General features: G+C 57.5%; 15 protein-coding genes. 3 read left to right on the forward strand and 12 right to left on the reverse strand.

Annotation, left to right across the window (positions count from 1 at the left end; genetic code table 11):
- Positions 1–27: 27 nt before the first annotated feature.
- The 11 genes from FrondiHNR_RS12400 to FrondiHNR_RS12450 all read right to left on the reverse strand — a co-directional run bounded on the left by FrondiHNR_RS12400 (position 28) and on the right by FrondiHNR_RS12450 (position 11,194).
- Entirely contained in the window at positions 28–864 is an 837-nt protein-coding gene (locus tag FrondiHNR_RS12400; RefSeq protein WP_279353082.1) for a carbohydrate ABC transporter permease, read from the reverse strand.
- Complete coding sequence (locus FrondiHNR_RS12405; protein WP_279353083.1) at positions 861–1,910, reverse strand: sugar ABC transporter permease; 1,050 nt, start codon at positions 1,908–1,910, stop codon at positions 861–863. The genes FrondiHNR_RS12400 and FrondiHNR_RS12405 overlap by 4 nt, the downstream gene beginning before the upstream one ends.
- Positions 1,895–3,199 (reverse strand): sugar ABC transporter substrate-binding protein, encoded by a 1,305-nt coding sequence (locus FrondiHNR_RS12410; RefSeq protein ID WP_279353084.1) that lies wholly within the window; start codon positions 3,197–3,199, stop codon positions 1,895–1,897. Before FrondiHNR_RS12410 ends, FrondiHNR_RS12405 begins: the two co-directional genes overlap by 16 nt.
- A 120-nt stretch (positions 3,200–3,319) precedes the next feature.
- Positions 3,320–4,537, reverse strand: a complete 1,218-nt coding sequence (locus FrondiHNR_RS12415) for an aminotransferase class V-fold PLP-dependent enzyme (protein ID WP_279353085.1) — start codon at positions 4,535–4,537, stop codon at positions 3,320–3,322.
- A gap of 224 nt (positions 4,538–4,761) precedes the next feature.
- Positions 4,762–5,517: a hypothetical protein gene (locus tag FrondiHNR_RS12420; RefSeq protein ID WP_279353086.1), complete on the reverse strand. Its 756-nt coding sequence runs from the start codon at positions 5,515–5,517 to the stop codon at positions 4,762–4,764.
- Positions 5,499–6,179 (reverse strand): hypothetical protein, encoded by a 681-nt coding sequence (locus tag FrondiHNR_RS12425; RefSeq protein WP_279353087.1) that lies wholly within the window; start codon positions 6,177–6,179, stop codon positions 5,499–5,501. Before FrondiHNR_RS12425 ends, FrondiHNR_RS12420 begins: the two co-directional genes overlap by 19 nt.
- 91 nt (positions 6,180–6,270) lie before the next feature.
- Positions 6,271–7,341 (reverse strand): ABC transporter ATP-binding protein, encoded by a 1,071-nt coding sequence (locus tag FrondiHNR_RS12430; protein WP_279353088.1) that lies wholly within the window; start codon positions 7,339–7,341, stop codon positions 6,271–6,273.
- A complete protein-coding gene (locus tag FrondiHNR_RS12435) occupies positions 7,341–8,150 on the reverse strand; it encodes an ABC transporter permease (RefSeq protein WP_279353089.1) in 810 nt (269 codons plus the stop codon). The genes FrondiHNR_RS12430 and FrondiHNR_RS12435 overlap by 1 nt, the downstream gene beginning before the upstream one ends.
- Complete coding sequence (locus FrondiHNR_RS12440; RefSeq protein ID WP_279353090.1) at positions 8,147–9,058, reverse strand: ABC transporter permease; 912 nt, start codon at positions 9,056–9,058, stop codon at positions 8,147–8,149. The genes FrondiHNR_RS12435 and FrondiHNR_RS12440 overlap by 4 nt, the downstream gene beginning before the upstream one ends.
- Positions 9,058–10,182, reverse strand: a complete 1,125-nt coding sequence (locus FrondiHNR_RS12445; RefSeq protein WP_279353091.1) for an extracellular solute-binding protein — start codon at positions 10,180–10,182, stop codon at positions 9,058–9,060. The genes FrondiHNR_RS12440 and FrondiHNR_RS12445 overlap by 1 nt, the downstream gene beginning before the upstream one ends.
- Before the next feature lie 52 nt (positions 10,183–10,234).
- A complete protein-coding gene (locus tag FrondiHNR_RS12450) occupies positions 10,235–11,194 on the reverse strand; it encodes a sugar phosphate isomerase/epimerase (protein ID WP_279353092.1) in 960 nt (319 codons plus the stop codon).
- A gap of 161 nt (positions 11,195–11,355) precedes the next feature.
- On the opposite strand from FrondiHNR_RS12450, the gene FrondiHNR_RS12455 reads away from it, so the two are divergent.
- The 3 genes from FrondiHNR_RS12455 (at position 11,356) to FrondiHNR_RS12465 (ending at position 16,983) form a co-directional block, all read left to right on the forward strand.
- On the forward strand, positions 11,356–12,507 hold the full coding sequence (locus FrondiHNR_RS12455; RefSeq protein ID WP_279353093.1) for an ROK family protein: 1,152 nt from the start codon (positions 11,356–11,358) through the stop codon (positions 12,505–12,507).
- A 161-nt stretch (positions 12,508–12,668) separates the two neighbouring features.
- Complete coding sequence (locus FrondiHNR_RS12460) at positions 12,669–14,783, forward strand: KAP family NTPase (RefSeq protein ID WP_279353094.1); 2,115 nt, start codon at positions 12,669–12,671, stop codon at positions 14,781–14,783.
- A 1,492-nt stretch (positions 14,784–16,275) separates the two neighbouring features.
- Positions 16,276–16,983 carry a FadR/GntR family transcriptional regulator gene (locus FrondiHNR_RS12465; RefSeq protein WP_279353095.1) on the forward strand — a complete coding sequence of 236 codons (708 nt, stop codon included), beginning with the start codon at positions 16,276–16,278 and terminating at the stop codon, positions 16,981–16,983.
- A 300-nt stretch (positions 16,984–17,283) separates the two neighbouring features.
- Here FrondiHNR_RS12465 and FrondiHNR_RS12470 read toward each other — a convergent pair whose 3' ends face one another.
- Complete coding sequence (locus FrondiHNR_RS12470; protein WP_279353096.1) at positions 17,284–18,933, reverse strand: SulP family inorganic anion transporter; 1,650 nt, start codon at positions 18,931–18,933, stop codon at positions 17,284–17,286.
- Positions 18,934–19,071 lie beyond the last annotated feature (138 nt).

A 19,071-nucleotide genomic window follows, 5' to 3' on the forward strand; every position in this document is an offset into this window, starting at 1 on the left:
GCGTGCACCTGTTTCTTCAGCGTGTACCTACCCCTTCACCGCCCCCGCGGTAAGCCCCTGCACAATATAACGACTGGCAAACGCGAACAACAGCATGGTGGGCAAAATCGTGAGCACAGCCGCGGCCGACATCGAGCCCCAGTCAATGTTGTAGCTCGTAATAAACCCGTTGAGGGCGGTGGGTATGGTCTTGTGCGCATCCTTGTTCAGGAGCGTCACCGAGAGAAACAACTCGTTCCAACAGTTCACAAAGTTAAAGATGAACGCGGCCACAATACCGGGTTTCATTACGGGCACCACCACCCGGAACAGCGCCCCCACCCGCGAAAGACCATCGATCATGGCGGCCTCTTCCAGGGCATCCGGAATGTTCGCGAAGAATCCGCGCAGCATCACGGTGCAAAACGGGATACACACCGCAATGTAGACCAGCGCAAGCCCAAAGCGGCTATCCACCAGACCCAGGTTAACCATCATCACGTACAGCGGCCCCAGGGCAATAAACGCCGGAATCATCTGGGTCGCCAGAAAGGCCAGGAGCACCGCACCCTTGGAACGAAACTCAAATCGCGCCAGCACATATGCCGAGAACATCGCGATGAGAGTGGCCACCAGCCCCGCCGCCGTGGCCACCAGCAGGCTGTTCAGCACGTAGGTGCCAAAGTCCGCCGTGTCAAAAAGGCCGCTGTAGTTTTCGAGAGACCACTCGGTGGGCCAGTAGCTCAGCGGAAAACTAAAGATCGCCCCCGGTTTTTTAAACGAGGTGACGGCTATCCAGTACAGCGGAAAGAGCGTAATGACAAGCCACAGGCCAAGCACCAAAACCTTGACGGTCAGACCCACACGCGACTGTCGATTAATCACGAACGCGCCTCCTTCTTATCGCGCAGCGCCAGCAGGTAGAACGCCGCAAACACCAGCAGCAACCCCACCACAATGAGGCCGATTGCGGATGCCTGACCGTAGTCACCCCGCTGCGTGGTGGTGATCATCCAGGTGGTGACGATGTGTGTCTGGTTGGCGGGCCCACCACCCGTCATGGCCCAGATAATGTCGGGGAAGTTGAAGATCCAGATCACGCGCAACAGAATCGTGAGCGCCAGCGTGGTGCGAATATAGGGGATGGTGATGCTCCACAGCGTGCGCAGCCTGCCCGCCCCGTCGAGAGCGGCGGCCTCAAAGAGGTCGTCGGGAACCGATTGCAGAGCCGCCAAAATCATAATCGCAAAGAACGTCACGCCGTACCAAACGTTGGCAACAATCACCGCAAACATGGCTGTTTGAGGATCGGCTAGCCACGGAATCGGGGTGTCAATCACACCCGCCTTCTGCAGCAGATCGTTGACCACCCCAAACTCGCTGTTAAACATCCAGCGAAAAAGGATGCCAATGAGGAACCCCGAGATCGCCCAGGGAAAAAAGATGAGCGCCTGGTAAAGGCCGCGAAACCTGAACTTACGCCGCAGCCACAGGGCCAGCCCAAACCCGATGATCAACTGCGGGATGATCGACCCCAACACCCACAGGAGAGTATTGCCCAGGATGGTGTAAAAAGCGGGGTCGCTAAAAACCGCCACGAAGTTATCAAAACCCACCCACGAGGTGTCGGTGAGATTGGTGAGGTTCCACCGGCGGAAAGCCATCTGGCTTCCCTGAATCATCGGGTAGTAGGTGAAGACCCCCACAAAGATGGCGGCGGGGGTCATAAAGCCCAGGATCGTCCAGCCCTTGCGGGCGGTGAAGGATCGCCTGCCGGGACGTCTCGTCGAGCCTCCGGGGGCGCTCGCTTTTCTGGATGCTCCCGTGCTTCCTGCTGCCCTCGCGTTTCCGGACATCCTCGTGCGTCCGGAAACGCCTACGTTCCCGGACGCACCGCCGACCTCGCGGCCCGCCACTACTCGTTGGCCCACTTCTGCGTCCAATAGGTGTCCCAGCTCTTGAGGAGCTCGTCGGCGGTCATCTTGCCAATGAGGACCTGCTGAAATTCGGAATCGGACTTTTGAATCCACTCGCTCCACCAGGAGGAACCGCGCGGCTGCACCACGCTGACGTAGGTCTCGGGACTCTCGTTCATCGTCACATAGCTGGCCCACGGTCCGGTCTTATAGAAGTCGCTCTCTGCCGCCTCCTTGACGATCGGAACCAGACTGTTCTCCTGCGCAAAGGTGACGGGGGCGTCCCCCTCCGACAGGAAGCTGATGAGCTTCACCGCCTCGGCCTTGTGCTCGCTGGAGGCCGCCGTTCCCCAGCCCGCCGTAGCCATGGGCTGCGCCGCCTTGCCGGTGGGACCCTGCAGAAGAGGCGCGGTGCTCCACTGGCTCTCGGTCAGGGCTGCCGACTCCTTGATCGAGGCAATCACCTCCGGGTCCTGAAGCAGGAACGCCGTGGAACCGTTCGAAAAAGCCTCCACCATTTCTGGGTATCCCCACGCGACAGACGACGGAGGTGAGGCCTCCGAAAAGACCTCAAGATAGGTGTCGAGCGCGTCCTTTGCCTCGGGAGCAGAGAAGATCGTCTTGCCGTTGGTGAGCTTGTAGGCGTTATCCACGTCCAGGTTATCGGCCACATACGCCTCGATAATCGCCACAACGTTAGAGTTCGCCTGGGTTCCACCGCGGAACGCATACCCGTACTGGTTCTTAGACGGATCCTGAATCTTAGCGGCCTGCTCCAGCATCTCCTCCCACGTTTCGGGAGGCCCGCTAAATCCGGCATCCTTCACCAGATCGGTGCGGTAAAACAGGCTAAGACCGTAGAAACCGTAGGGAACATAGTAGGTTTTACCCTCCGCATCCGTGGAGTAATTGAGGGCGTTATCGGTGAGGCTCTCCCACCCCGCCCAACCCTCAAGGTCGGTGCTCATATCCGCCAGCCAACCGTTGGTGGAAAACGGCCCGACCGTGATGTCCCGCACCTCCAACACGTCGATACCGCTGCCCGCCTGCAGCATCTGCTGAATCTTCTGATCCGCCTGATCCGTCGGGGGAGAAATAAGCTCAACCGTGATATCCGGGTTCTCCTTCTCGAACTCATCAAGCAGTTCACGGATCACCTGGGTGCGGGCCGGGTTGGTGAGGCTCTCCACCATCTGCAGGGTGACGGTTCCGTCGCCTGCCCCGCCCGACCCTCCCGCGCAGCCGCTCAGAATCAGGGTAGCCGCCATGGCAACACCCGCTCCCGTAAGAAGTTTCTTTTTCATCGTGTCGTTTCCTCTCGTTACACTTTTAGGTTTGGGCCGTGGGTCTGAGCTTTAGGCTCAGGCCTGGGGTTCACCCGACCCGCGACCGAATCAGCAATGACCCGCGCCCGCGCCCGCGCCCTACTGCCTGCTCCAGCGGTACAGCTCGGGCACACACCGCTCCGCAAAATACTCGTAATCACTCGCCGTGTTATACACGTGGGTGGACAACCGGAAATATCCCGCCCCACCAAAGCTCGTAAACCCTCCCTCCACACCGAGCTCGGTAGTGACCCGATCGCGCAGACTATTGGCCGTGGCAACGCTGTTGGCCAGGCCATCCGGTAAGCGAACAATCCGAAGCGCGTTCACGGGCATCCCCACATCGACCCGGCTCTCCACGCCCGTTACCTCGTTCATCGCCTCAACGATAATGTTCTCCGCGTAATCGGCCAGGTCACTCATGTAGGTGCGGGCGGCACCCCACCCCCAATACCTCTCGACCAAATCCAGCGAGGCGTGAGCGCTCAGATAGCTGGTCTGATCGAGCGTGCCCTGATGATCAAAACGAGCGGGATAGCTCTCGGGCGCACCCCACGAATCAATGACGGGATACAGCTCCTGCTGATGCCGACCCCGCGCCACCAACACCGCCGCTCCGCGCGGTGCGCAGGCAAACTTGTGCAGGTTTCCCACCCAAAAATCACAGTCGAGCCCGTCGAGGGGATCCGCCACAAGACCGGGAACGTGCGCCGCATCAACAAGCAGAGGGATGCCCCGCTCCCGCGCAATCCGAGACACCTCACGAACCGGCATAAAGCGGGCGGTGGCGGAGGTGATCTGATCAAGCACAATCAGCTCGGTATTCTCGGTGATCGCGTCGACTATGGCCTGGAGGCTCCGCTCGGGACCTGCAAAAAGCGGCACCTCGGCGGTGCGCACGCTCCCCCGGATGCGCCGGGCAAGCCGCTCGGCTCCCATCGTGACGGCGCCGTAACCGTGATCGGTCACCACAATATCGCTGCCCGGAGCCAGGGTGAGGCTGTTGTACACGACACTCGCCCCGGCGCTCGCGTTGGGGACCCAGGCCAGGTCAGAGGTTTCCGCGCCCAAAAAGTCCGCTATAGCGGGGCGGGCATCTGCCAGTCTGTGCGGCAGCGCGGGAAACCACACCACCGGGGCGGAGTCCATCTCCGCTCGGAGCGCGTTCTGCTGCTCCTGCACCACGCGGGGAACCGCGCCAAAGGAGCCGTGGTTCAGGTGTTTGATCTCGGGCGCGAGGGTCCAGGCATCCGCCGCCGGTCGACCGTCAGGAAGCTGAAGCGGGCTCGGAGCCCGGGTCTGTACACGAGATGACACGATAGGTTGAGCCTCCTGCGGTAAACGCCGTTGTTGACAAGTTGTTCAACAAGTATATGCAGGAGTGTGAATGTTTTTCACCTTACAGGGTGATGAAACGGGTTTTTTGGTGGATGAGGCTCTGAGTAAGCGGAGCTCTTCTTAGATTTGTTTGATGACTTTGTCAGAGTTTCGTGAAGCGCTTGAACCCGTCAAACGAGTTTATTGAGCACTCGATTCCAAATTCAATCAGTAAACCCGAGCGCCTGACGGATGAGACTGAGGGTGAACATTCCGCGCTCTCGATCCACCTCATCAAGGTTGATCCAGGACAGGTGCGCAGGATCAACAAGCTGATCGATGACCGCGCGGATCCGTTTCCGATCATTCTTACTCATCGATTCGTAACCCAGTGCAGAAGCATCGGTAACGCATGCCAGCAAAACTGCTGAATCGTCAAGGTGGCGATTTCGGTCGCGACGATCAACCATCCAGGCCGCGCCCTTCGCAACGAGCGCACCACGTTCATCAGGCACTCCAACAACTACGCACGAGCCCGAATCAAAGCGAAGTGTACAGAGGTCTCGGCGCCGGATCGCCTGTTCTCCCGATGGAATAGGGAAAGCTGGTCGACGACCCAGGCGAGGCTCCATACGAGACGGAAGATGATCAGCAACCATAAGATCCACCTTGCGCCCGTCCTCGTGTTGAAACCGATATGCGTGCCGTTCATTATCGCTGAGATCGAATCCGATCCTGTCCAGAGCCACGCGCGCCTGGACGAGACTCATGCGATTTGTCATGTAATCCACAAGCACATCCACGTCATCGGTCGGGCGACGCATCACCACTCCGGTTCGACGCGCATGAACGGCCACCATCAATCCACCAACCAGTGTCCACTCTGAGGATATGTTGGCCTCGGCAAGTTCGATGACGGTGCGCCAAACGGGGATAAGGTCATCATCACCCATATCGATACTCAGCGCACGGCCAGCCATTGTTGTCTCAGCCTTTCGAGCGATTGAAGCCCCGCGCTCCGCTCCCGCGTATCAGTGCTCCTGGCCAAATCGGCAGCAATCACGGCAGGTGGCATCGCCGAGGCATCATAGTTAATTGGGAGCGTGTTGTCGTAGAGCACGTCAGACCCATTCTCCTTCGCCACCATGAAGTGGCTCCTCGCGTAATTCTCGACAGTTCCAGAACGAACGTATCCACAGACGTGGCGGCGATCCTCAATCAGGTTCGAGTTGATGAGGTGCGCTGCTGTACGGCCCGTTGCAATCAAGTTTGCGGCTGCACGCTCGGTATTTGCTGCAGTGTAACGGTGCGCTCTGGTCCGCTTCGATACAACACTCGCGATCATTGATATGTCGGCTTCACGAATGCGGCGGAACACACGTGCACGGGTGCTGGGGCTCAGCCAATCAGCTTCCAGCCCAGAGAGTTCCCATAGCAACCCCCATGCGGTTGCCGTATCGAGTGTACGCCCAGATCCTCTCGTCGCATTAACTTCATACCGCGCGATCGCGTCGCTATTGGCGAGCCAGATGCCGTTCGCAAGTCTGCGCCCGGCGATGGCTTGGGTGCTCAACAGGTTGAGCGCGTGACGCTTAGTTATGCCGAGACGCTCGGCCAACTGGTTTGCAGTCAAATCAGACACTGTCAGAAAACTTCCTACTCGGGAACTATTCTGACATGGTTGAGGAAAAAATGGAAGTGAAGCGATCAGGGCACATCACCATTTCCACACCTCAAACGCGATGAGCCGCAAAAGCATGCAGCCCAGCCGGGGCAATGATGAATTGAACCCGTTGTCCCTCCGCGAGAGCTTCTGCCTCCTGTGAGAGCATGGTGACAGGAACGCTGAGGCCGTGAGCGTCAATCTCTGCCCGCGCAAACGGACCAAAGAAATCTAGCGTCTGGATAATTCCTGAGGCCGCATCGGTAGAGGAGTGATCATTCGGGTGAAGAATCTGCACCCGTTCCGCCATCACCAGAACATCAACCTCCTGGCCGTCATGTAGATCGTGCTGTGAAGCTTCCAGGCTGAGCTGCCCGATCTCGATTCGCGCCAATTCTCCTGTGCCGCGCACTCGACCCTTACCCAACAACTGGCCACCCAAGAACTGGGCAACAAAGCGATTCTGCGGCTCTCGATACAGCATCTCTGGGGTGTCGTGCTGTTGCACCGCTCCCTCGTCGAGCATGAGCACCCGGTCGCCCAGGTCCATTGCCTCTTCTTGATCGTGGGTCACCATGACGGTGGTCAGCCCGGTTTCTCTGTGGATGCGCTTCAGTTCACGCTGCATCTCACCCCGGATTTTCTTGTCCAGGGCGCTCAACGGCTCATCGAGCAGGAGCAGGTCCGGACTGGTGACGAGTGCTCGTGCGAGAGCAACGCGCTGCTGCTGACCGCCGGAGAGCTGCCCGGGGGAACGGCCCCCAAAATCTCCAAGGCCCACCAGCTTTAACATGTCCTCCGCTTTTTTCTTTGCCGTCTTCCGCAGTGTGCGTCGGGCCTGTAGTCCGTAGGCAACATTTGCTAGGACACTCAGGTGGGGAAAGAGAGCATAGTTTTGGAACACAAAACCAATATTGCGTTTCTCCACCGAAAGACGGGTGATGTCTTTCGAACCCACCAGAATAGTGCCCTCGTCGGGTTCTTCTAACCCCGCGATGATACGCAAGAGTGTGGATTTACCGGAGCCAGAGGAACCGAGCATGCAACAGAATTGGCCGTCTCCAACGTTCAGGTTCACAGGCTCGAGTACACGGGTAGAGCCAAACGTTTTAGACACGTGAGAAATGCTGAGTTGAGCCATTATCGTCCTTTGGTCGTCACGGTGAACAGTCTGGCGGCGTTACCAGAAAGCCAGTTAAGCGCGATCACCAGCAATACCGTGGTGAGAATGATGAGGGTAGCCAGAGCATCCACATCCGGGGTGACACCGAGTCGAACCATCGAATAGATCTGTACCGGCAGTGTCGAAATGCCAATCGGTGCCAGAAAAAGTTGGATCGCAAAGTTGTTGAAGGTGATCACAAAGGCGAGCATTCCACCCGCGATGATCGAAGGGCCGATCAGCGGAACGGTCACGGTGAGGAAAGTCCTGAGCGCCCCCGCGCCAAGAGAGTGGGCTGCCTCTGCGTAGTGGGGATCAAGGCCGCGTAATCGTCCACCCACGATCAGCACAACAAACGGAAGCGAGGTCACAATCGACGCCAGGATCAATCCCAAAGAGTTTGACCCCAGCCCCAACCAACTCATCACGATCACAAGACCGGCCGCAAGAATCAGTGCCGGAACAGTCAGTAATGCAAGCAGGAGAGAATTGATCGGTGCGGTAATAACGACACGGCTACGTGCCATGCCGAGGGCAAGAACGGTTCCTACCAGAACAGCAAAAACTGTTGACTGAGCGGCCAGGTTAAGGCTCACCCCCAACGCTTCGAGCAGAGCCGTGTTGTTTGCGAGGTTGGTGTACCAATCAAAAGTGAACTGAAAGGGGAGGGTGCCGTATCGGGATTGGTTAAACCCGAGAACCGCCATGCTCAACAGGGGAAGCGAGAGCACAAAAAGCGTGAGATACAACCAGATTTTCATCAGACGCGGCAGAAGCGCATTCTTCACGAGACTAACCTTTCTACGCGAGAAATACCGGATATTGAACGTCTCGACCAGGCGAGCAGCCCGGTCACGATCCCCACAACCACGAGGCCAGCCACAAGTAGCACCAGCGACATTGCCACGGCAAACTGCTGGTGAGCCCCGGAAAGCAGTTGGGTCGATATGGTGTTTCCGAGCATTTGGCCTCCGGGTCCACCCAGGATCGCCGGCTCCGCAAACGCGCCCACAGTCTGAACAAAGGTGAGAGCGAAGTTCACGCCGATCATCGCCGAACTCAGGGGCCAAACCACTCTGGTGAACACAAAACGCTTACTGGCCCCGAGCGTTCGTGATGCCTCTAACACAGAAGAGTTGATCTGCTCTGAGGCCGAAAACATGATCAGGATCGCCGTTGGGACACTCTCCTGTATCAGCATCAGGATGTTGGCAAGAGGCGTGTACATAATGGATGCGTTTGCGTCCACAAGACCCAGCCCGGAAAGCAGAGACATCACCGGCCCGCCCGCCTGAATCAGGCTCACAAAACCGTAGATAAGTAAAAGCTGCGAGGTGATGTAGGGGATGATGACAAACCCCAGAATGAGTGGCCTGGTTCGGGGGCGAGTGTACCTGGCCAGAGCCCAGGCTGCAGGCCATCCCAGGGCAATACTCATCACGGTTACGCACACCGCGATAAGAAGGGTGCGGCCAAGTAGCGCCATATACACCGGGTTTCCCAGCATCGCGGCAAAATTCTCGAGAGTAAAACTGCCCGCGTTTGTGGTGAACCCGATCACGATAAGAGCGCCGAGCGGGAAAGCGGCAAACACCACCAGCATGAGACCACCCGGGGTGAGTAGGAAACCAGTCCCGAGCCCACCCCGCCACCCCGCTGTGGGGCGGGGGGCGAGAGAAAACGGTGCGGTGGTCATCAGAAGCTTGCTTTCACCTGCGTCCAAGCGTCAACCCAGGACTGCATCCGTTCCTCAGGTTGTGGCAATTGGAGGGCCAATTGTGAAATTTTGTCGGTATTGGCTTGTAACCGCTGATCCGTTTCGGGAGTGAACCCGTCCACGACGGCTTTATTAGCCGGGGCCGGAGACTCATCTTCGGGTGTTTCGGCCCAGGTCGACAGGAATTCTTTACCGGTCATATAGTTCAACCACTCGTAGGCAAGATCGAGTTTTTTGGTTTTCGCTGAGATGGACCAGTTGTCGATCCAACCGACTGCACCCTCTTTCGCAACCGAATAGGTGATGTTCTCGGCACCGGGGACACCGCTAGCCAGGAGGTTACCGATCGTGTCAGAGTTTCCGATGCCTGCAACCACCGCACCACTGGTGATGGCTTTCACGAGATCATCCGATGACGAGTAGGTCATCTTGGCGTTTTCTTTGAGTTCTTGTAGGGCCGGGGTAATCGCATCCAGATCAGGATTTTGTGGGTCAAGGCCGAGGTAGAGCGCAGTGATAGGGATCAAGACGGTGGGGTCATCAATCAACGCGATTTTTCCTTTATATTGTGGGTCCCACAGCACACCGAGGGTGTCGCAGGGCCCCGCCACCTGCACACTGTCGCAGAAGAGCCCGGCGCTCCCCCAGGTCCACGGAAGACCGTACAGTTTTCCGTCGCGACGGATCTCATTACGACCCGAAAAATCGGGGTAAATATCGGCAAAGTTTTGGAGACGGGCAGTGTCGAGTTCGTGAAAGAGTTCGCGGTCAATCCCGTGCCCGATGTACTGGATGTTGGGTAAGGCAACATCAATACTTCCGTTTGCCTTCTCTACCATCTGGAGCATATTGGCTTCAGAGTCGATGTATTGAAACTTGAGGGTGGCACCGGTTTTTTCTTTAAAGTCAGCGCCGACCCAGGGCAAGTCGGCACCGTATCCTTTCCAGACTGCAATCGTGAGGGTACTGTCATCATTGGTTTCTCCGGGTGAGAGTGAGCACGCTGCGAGGGCAACCATCGCCGTCACAGCCGCACCCAGAACGCTCAGCACGCGCCGGACGGTGGGGCGGTGCTGTCGAGCAGGGGGGTACAAAACGTTCATGTTTCCTTTCCTTTCCTAATTTTCTAGTTCCACAGTGGTAAGCAGCAGCGAATCACACGATGCCCGCAAGAGTTTTTTCGAAGAAATTTCGGGCGGTTATGAGTTCCGCTACGGGGTCTGGAGCGGCATCGAGTTCAATCATGATCCCGCCGGAATACCCGGCTTCGGCCAGAGCTTGGGCAAATGCACACCAGTCGACAACGCCCTGTCCTGCCGCCCGAAAATAGTCACGATGACGCGCAAAGATTCCTGCGTCAACATTTACCTTCTCTGTAAACGGACCGGTCGCATCTTTCCAATGCGCCATCACAACACGTTCGCGGTGACGGTGGAGGATAGCAACCGGGTCTCCTCCTCCAAGAACAATGTGCCCGGTGTCCGGACAGAAAGAGACGAGGAACGGATCGGTCAAAAGCAGAAAAAGGTCGATGTCTCGCGGGGTCCAAAAAACAGAGTGACTCTCGGTGTGTAACGCCACGGTCACACCGTGTCGAGCGGTGATAGCACCAACCTCATGCACCAGCTCAACAAGAGGAAGAACCGTGGCCAGGCTGACGGGGTCGAGCCCCGTGCCTGTCGCGTTATTGCGCCGCATGGGGAGACCGGTCACGAGTACGGTGGCACCAAGCTCGGCAAGAAAAGCCGCCTCGGCTTCGGCCTCGTTGAGAATCTTTTCTCGGGTGGCCGGGTGAGCAACGTCGTCCGCGTCTTCGATGGATGAAAAGTATGAGCTTACAACGCGCATCCCCCGATCGGCGAGTTCCCTGGCGAACGCTCCGGTCGACCCGTAGGCGGCAAGAGCGCTCTCCCGGTCAGCGGGAGAAAACGTCATTTCGATCTCTGTGATTTCTGCTTTCTGCAGTGCGTCCAGAACGGTGTTCCAAAAGCGCTTCGGCGCACTCTGCGCCAACGCCGCCACTTCTTCGTCTCTGGATAACCCCCAAAAGGTGGGAGAGAAAAAGGTGATGAGGTCAACCCCGTAGTTCGGGGTTGTGAGTGGGGAGATGGTCATTGTGTCCTCTTCTTCATCGAAGTTTATGACGGTGCAAACAGGTGTGCACTCACTGTTGATCGTCAACTTTAGCAATTATGCGCGATGATAGCAAAATTATTTTCCTGGACTAAGATCGGACTTGTCAGGAAGGGAACCACCACACCATGGACCACCTCGAAATGAGAAAGCATAACGCTGCGACCATACTCGAAGTTCTGTACCACACCGGCCCGACCCAGATGACCGTCCTGCAAAAAAAATCCGGTCTTTCCCGGCGCACCATCGAACTCATTGTGAGTGAACTCATCACCACCGGGTGGGTGAGTGAATCCTCGGTCCCGCAGCTATCCACACGCACGGTTGGTCGCCCCGCACGCAGTTTTACTTTTCGTTACGATGCCGCCTACATCGTGACCTTACAGTTGGAAGCCGGACACCTTCGTGCCACCGTCGCAAACCTCGCTGCTGACGTCGTTAATGAAATTCGCCACCCCATCCACACCACAGCCTCGCGGGCAAAACGACTCGCGCTACTCGAAAAATGTGTCACCCTTCTCCTGGGAGACATTGAACGTAAAAACGTGATTGCGGTCACCCTTTCAACCCCGGGAATCGTACGCGATGATGGCACTGTTGATCTTCCGATGACCATGCCCGAGTGGACAGGATTCTCACTCAGCGAAGCGGTCGGCAAACTCTTTCACTGCCCCGTACACGTCGAAAACGACGCAAAACTTGCCGCTCTGGGAGAAAAATGGCCGCACGGAAACAGCGCCCAAAACTTTGCCTATATCTTTGCCGATGGAGACCGCCTCGGCGTTGGCCTGGTGCTGCGTGGCGAACTCCATCGCGGCCTCAACGGCACGGCCGGTGAGGTCACCTGGGCAAATCAGCTCGGCTTCACCGACCTCGCCGATACAATCCTGGCCGATCTCGATGACCAAAACGCAAACAACAACACAGATGCGCACGCCCTGGTCTCCGCGGTACACCGCGGTGAAGCATCCGCCCAAGCCTCAGTGGAACACCTGGCCGAAGTGCTCGCTCCCGGCATCACCGCAATAGCGTGGTTGCTAGCACCGGAAGAAATAATTCTTGGTGGAACGCTCGGAACCATACAGAAGGCGCTCATTCCCGCCCTGAATGACACACTCGCCCGCAATAGCCGTCCTGTCGAAACAAAAATTCGAGGGGCACAACACGGCGATCAGAGTGTCCTTATCGGTTGCCTACGTCTGTGCATAGAATCTTTCAGCGAACGCTTTTTTACGTCGTTCGATCCCGAGACGCACGGGGCTCCGGTTGAGAGGGCGGGCTCCGGTGTTTCTTGAACAATTGGGGGGCGGGATATGGGGTTTGCTGCGGATCGTCGCTCGGAAGAAGGTTCTCGTCCGCTAATACCGCGGGCACATGACGTTTGATCCCGTTAAGCCTACAAGTCGTGTCCATACTTCGGGGTAAAGGCCCCTACTCATCTATTATCTTGGGATATATGAGCCCATTCTCCAATTCAAATTCTGTCGCAACGCGTGGATTCCATGACGATCCGATCAAAGACCAAACGCACGACTCGCTGCGGAGGGCTCCTTTTGCTGATCGGGTTGCGCAGCTGATCCGTTCAAACCACCGCGCGGACTCCAGCGTCGTCTATGGACTCGAGGGCCCTTGGGGGTCAGGAAAGTCCTCCGCCATCAGCCTAATTAGGCAGTCAATGGGAAAAGACGAAACATGGAAGATTGCGGAATATACGCCTTGGGCAACTTCCGGTCCTGAAGCACTTTTCGAGGAGTTCTTCGCCGCACTCACAGAGGCCGCACCACGTATCACCAAGAACGAAGGATCAAGGAGGCGCTTACTTCAGTACGTAGAGCTTGCTCGATCTCTTGGAAAACTTGTTCCCGGAGGAGGAGCCGCTGAAGGAGCCGCAGACCTTGCAAATCAAACATTACGCAAGTCCTGGAAGGCATTGTTCACTGAGATATCCAGTGAGCTGCGAAACCTAGGCTCCCCTATTCTCGTCATTGTGGACGATATAGATCGTCTCCAAGCAGCCGAGCTTCTGGATCTCCTGAAAGTAATCCGCCTACTGGGTCGCTTTCCCGGGATAGATTTCCTCCTTGCCTACGACGAAGAGACGGTCGTGGATACCCTCAGCCATGGGAGATGGGGAGTCGACGGGATTGATCGAGCACGGGCATTCATGGAGAAGATCGTCCAGTACCCCCTATCGCTTCCTCCTCTTCTGCGCGCTCAAATTGTGAAGATGCTCGAAGCCGGTATTTCAGAGATTCTCGGGCCTGGGCGAACAGAACGGTCTCTCACAAACGCACGAGTTGTCTCCCCCCTCACCAAAGCCATGCCGGCCGAACTATTAACGCCTCGTGCTATTCGACGATACCTGGCGCAAGTTGAGCAGCAGTTCGATAGCCACGCAGAGGGTGAAATCGATGACGTAGATCTCATCCTTGCGACTTTTCTTCGCATTCAGTTTCCGGACCTTTTCGACGATTTGGAAACCTGGAAGCAAGAACTCACACGCCGAGAGTCCCTCACGATCTCTTTCAATTCGCAAGAGCAGAAGACAAATTGGGAGCCACTTCTCTCCAAAGCGAGTCCCTCTCGCAGGCGAAACGCAGAGGAGGTTCTTAAGGCCCTCTTTCCAGCGGTCGGTGGCGGGAAGCTAGCAAGGTATGATGTCGGAAGGTTTGCGCATCCGGACTACTTTGATCGATACCTGGCGCAGGCTATACCCGCCGGGGATATGCCGGATTCTATTGTTGTAGAGGCTCTAGGTGATGCTGCTAAGGGCGATGCCTCGCTATTACGATCTCTGCTCTTTGCCCAGGACTCTGACCTTGTGGCATCAGCACTCGGTAAGATTCGGGATCGGTATCCTGACGTGGCATATTACGGAGACCGGTATAAGGAGCTGGGAAGCCCCTGCACGCGGGAACTTCTTGCAAGCGGATTGTCTCTCCTCGATGAGCTACCCGATCAAATTGAGTCGTGGACAAATGAGTTGTCGCAATGCACATATTGGCTGGCAAGCTTGCTCCGTATTCTTCTCGTTGAAGACCCGACCCAAGATCTATCGGCACAGATCAACAAGTGCCAGAACATTGAACGACGCGCACATTTGCTTTCTTTGGCCATGGCCGAAATGGAGAACTTGAGCGACCCCACCAAAACTGCAATCAGAGAACTAATGGTTCGTGAGACCGAGGGAATCGTTGAGCTGCTTTTCGCAGATCTAAGAGAAGGCGAACAGTCTCCCGGCGACTTGGCTTATTCTTTCCTGTTCGGGCTCGTCACTGAATTCGGTGACCTCTCGAAACTCCAAGATGGAGTCCAGAAAGGCTTGGACGCAGGCACCTTCACAGAGGAAGATATCGCGGCACGTTTCGTCTCGTTTTCATATTTAATGGGAAGCGTCCGAAAAACGCCTTGGGCAGCTTCGTTCTCCGCGAAACTTTTTACCCAGATCACGGGGATACCCGCCGAGGCTTCTGATCTCAGTGAGAAAGGCGATTGGGGCGATACGAATTGGTCCCTTCGGAAGGAGTTCGCGCGTAAGCACATACTGCGGAAGACTGAAGGTATTCGGTAACTCGTGCCCGCTCAATCAGAAGTTCTTGATTCAACAATAAGCGCGGTCAGATAGTCAGAGAGGTTACAACATGAGAACGAGCCGATGTCAAACCGCACCGTAGAAACCCGAAGAGGAAGGGACCTCTCCTGTTTCCCTCAGATCCTTTACAGAATGGAACACTTTCCTCAGGTATAACAGCAATGTTGCGTGCCTCAGCGAGAGACAGCACACCAGCTCTGGCTTTCGATACTCTCATGCAACCCAGACGGGCATGAGACCGCCAACGTTGACCGAATGACTTATCTTCTCAGACCTTCCCTCGTCCCAACTTCGATCCATAGTGCGTTCTCTCCGCTGTCGGCCGTCTCGTACATCCGTGTGTCCACTGTGCGCCAAGCGGAGCGAGGAGGCAGCGAGACGGATTCTCGATCCTTGCCCAGCGGGAGCCACGCAGGAAGCAGGCACACGGGCTGGGTGCTCTCATCTCTGCCGAGTTCGTCGATCGTGTACAAGCTCGACCGTCTCGCCCGATCTTGGGCCGACGACATCGCGATCACCCGGGCGGTCCAGGTAGCTGGCGCTCATGTCGTCTCCAGTACCAAGGGCATCGATATGACACCGAACTGCATTTTACTACACGGGATCATGGCGTCGATCGCGGAATTCTACTCGCGCAACCTCACCCAAGAAGCCATGAAAGGAATGCGACAGAAGGTCATTCAGGGCGAGACACCAAGTCGCGTACCAATCGGATGTCTCAATGTCAGACATCCGATTGCTGACGGACGAGAGTTCCGAACTATCGTGATTGACTCAGAGCAAGCACCACATGTCGCGTGGACGTTCGAAACGTACCCAACAAGCGATTGGTCAGAAAAATCCTGACGTTCCCCGTACTCATGATCGGAGCGAGCAGAGGGGTGGGAGAGCCTTCGCAGTGCAACTCGCGGTTGCACGCAGTGCTTAGGTCACCAGCGTGTGCAGCACCGCCAACTCTTCAAAGCCTCACCCTCGCGCTTAAGCCATTTGGAATCAACACCGGGGAGTATCCAAGACGGTGGACCATCAAAACGAAACCTGAAGTTATGAAATTGAGCCCACATCGCAAGTCGATGAGCTGTCATCTCCGATAAACCCGCAAGTATCGGGTCATCAAGAGACAGCACTCCCGATCTGTCCCACAAAGGAGAGGAAGCATATCCACCAAAAAGCCGGATTTTTGTAGCCATATGTTTAACACACCGACTTCTGAGTATTGGGAAAATTCATAATAATCACCCTACTGTTCTCGAACACAATAGCGTTGTGTCAGTAGTGACCGTACCTGGGCCCTCTAGAAACTCCGTTAACGACATTCTGAAACCACCAATACATCGAATAGCACACCTTATTACCAGGCTGTCGCACCGCTGTGTCTCTCCCCAAACTCCTGACCCATGGGAAGATTTAGGATAACCACCCAACCACCCCCAGCAACAACAGTTCCCGCCCACCCTTCCGAGAGGACCACATGTCAGCTGTAGACACCGCTTTCCACGGGCTGCGCCAGATGATCGCTTCGGGTCGGCTCGAAGCCGAGCAAAAGTTTCCGCCGGAGTCAGAGCTTTGCGAGGAACTCGGCGTCTCCCGCGGATCGCTTCGCGAGGCAGTGCGAATGCTCAGCGCCCTGGGCGTGGTGGAGTCGCGCCACGGTTCGGGAACGTACGTGTCGCAGCTACGCGCCGAAGACATTATTGGCAGCATGTCGCTCACGGTGGAGCTGCTCCCGCTCTCGAGCCTGCTTGACATGTACGAGCTTCGGCGCATCCTCGAGTCGCACGCGGCGGCGCAGGCCGCGGCCAAGCTCACCCCCGAGTTGGGCCAGGCCCTCACCGAACTTGCCAACACGATGGAGGCCACCACAGATCACTACGAACTCACCCGGCTCGACCGCGCGTTCCACTCCACCATATTAAAGGCCGCCGCCAACCCCACCCTCGAAGCCCTGGTTGAGGTCTTCCGAACCCGCTCCCGCTCGTACCAAATCTTTGGCCTCCCCGACGGCCCCGAAATAATTCGGATTAGCCATCGGGGCCACCGCAACATCCTCGACGCGATTCTTGCCCGTGATCCCATAGCCGCCTCCATGGCGGCGGGTGCGCACGTGGCCCAGACCGAAAGCTGGTTACGCCAGTATCAGCCCTCGCAGGGGCCTGACCCGCTTGGCTCTCAAGACTGATATCCGCGACGAATAGTTGCGGACGGCACAGTCCGGAAAATTCGAGAGCAGACTTACAGGACAGCTACTTACAAGGCTGACTGAACCCTTATGTCACTCCGCCGCCTTGGATACCGATAAGCAACAACGGGGATGACCAATCCCAGGGCCGACACGAGGAACACCCAGCTCTGCCCAACAGCAAAGCCTAAAATCCCCAGGCTCAACACAAGCAACCCCCGAGAAATCCAGCTACTCTGCTTTTTCACGATCTCACTTTCCATGCCGAGACACTACCATAGAAACCCCTTGATTTCGCCCTCACCCCCACTCGGGATGCTCCCGCAAAACATGAGACCTGGCATGCTCCACCGCGGGCCCCATCTCCCTAAAGAGGTGGTTCGGATGCCGCAGCGCCCGGATCACATCCAACCGTTCCAGTAAGGCAAAATGCTCGTCCTGTATCCCCTTAATCAGCACCGTCACCCCGCGACGCTCCAGCGCCGTCACGAGCTCCGAGAGGGCGTTTGCCCCGGTTGCATCAAGAAATTGGATCTGCGAGAGGCGTAGAATCACAACCTTGATTCCTGGCTGCTCCCCCACCCCCTCCAGCACTCGCTCGGCTCCCCCGAAGAAGAGCGAGCCGTTCACACGAAAAATCGCGATCCCCTCGTCGCCGCGCACGGGCTCCCCGGGGAGGTCTTCTCGGCGAACCGAGCTGGCACGACCCAGGGCCCGCAGGGCAAAAAACGCCGCGGCCACGATACCAATTCCCACCGCGATCACCAGGTCAAACGACACCGTAATCACGGCGGTGATCACAAACACGGCGGCATCCTGCCTGGTTGATCGCAGCACACGCCGAATCACCGCGGGGGAAACCATACGCGCGGCGGTAAACATGAGCACCCCCGCGAGCGCGGCCAGGGGAATATGGGAGACAACCCCGGCGGCAAGATAAACCACGGCCAGCAGTGCCAGGGCGTGCACGATGGCGGAGAGCCGGGTCTGCGCGCCGGAGCGCACGTTAACCGCGGTTCGTGCGATTGCGCCGGTTGCGGGCATCCCCCCGAAAAATCCCGAGGCGACCGAGGCTAGCCCTTGGCCAACAAGTTCCCGATCGGCACTGTAGGGTCCGGTATCGGATATTGAGGAGGCTACCCGGGCGGAGAGCAGCGACTCGATTGCGGCGAGCGCGGCAACCGCGAGCGCCGGTCCCGCCAGCGCCGTGAGATTCTGCCACCCGAGGTCGGGCAGGGAGGGCGGGGGCAGGGCGCTTGGAAGCTGCCCGATGGTTGCCAGCGGTATCGCCGCCACGACGGTCAGCACGCTCACCAGGATGATCGCGATAAAGGATGCCGGTAGCCGGGGAACGTATCGGCTCATTACCAGCATGATCAGGACCACGGCCACCACCACACCGAGGGGCACCAGGGCCTCCGGCCAGGCGACCGATGCGGCGGATTGAAAAGCCGCAATGACCGCGTTGGTGCTGTGTCCCGCACCCTCGGCCCCCACCGCGGCGGGTACCTGTTGCAGAAATATGATGATGCCGATGCCCACCGTGAATCCCTCAATCACCGGCCAGGGGATATAGCTGACGGACTGCCCGAGCCGCAGCACACCGGCGATCAGCACGATGATTCCGGCCATCACGCTCACCACGGCCACCGCGGCCACACCGTGGGTTGCCACGATAGGGGCAAGCACCACGACCATTGCGCCGGTGGGGCCGGAGACCTGAACATTGGAACCACCAAAGACGGCCGCAACCAGCCCCGCCACGATTGCGGTGATGAGCCCCGCCTCCGCTCCGACGCCCGAGCTCACCCCAAAGGCAAGGGCGAGGGGCAGGGCCACCACCCCCACGGTGATGCCCGCGAGAAGGTCTCCCCGCCAGCTTCGCCGAAGCCTTCTATAGTCTGATCGTGACGGCAGTAGCCGCGTGATACCGCTGCGCCAACCCCTCACACACGCTCCCTTGATTGACGATAATCCGGCGGCGAACCCCCGCCATCACGCCATTCTCGATAACTTTGCCTGTAAAATATTTGACCTCCCGATCGTATCAGGAACAGCCACACGACGCAGCGGTCACTGAAACCTGCA

The sequence above is a fragment of the Lysinibacter sp. HNR genome (genome assembly GCF_029760935.1).
In the GTDB taxonomy this organism is placed as follows: Bacteria; Actinomycetota; Actinomycetes; order Actinomycetales; family Microbacteriaceae; genus HNR.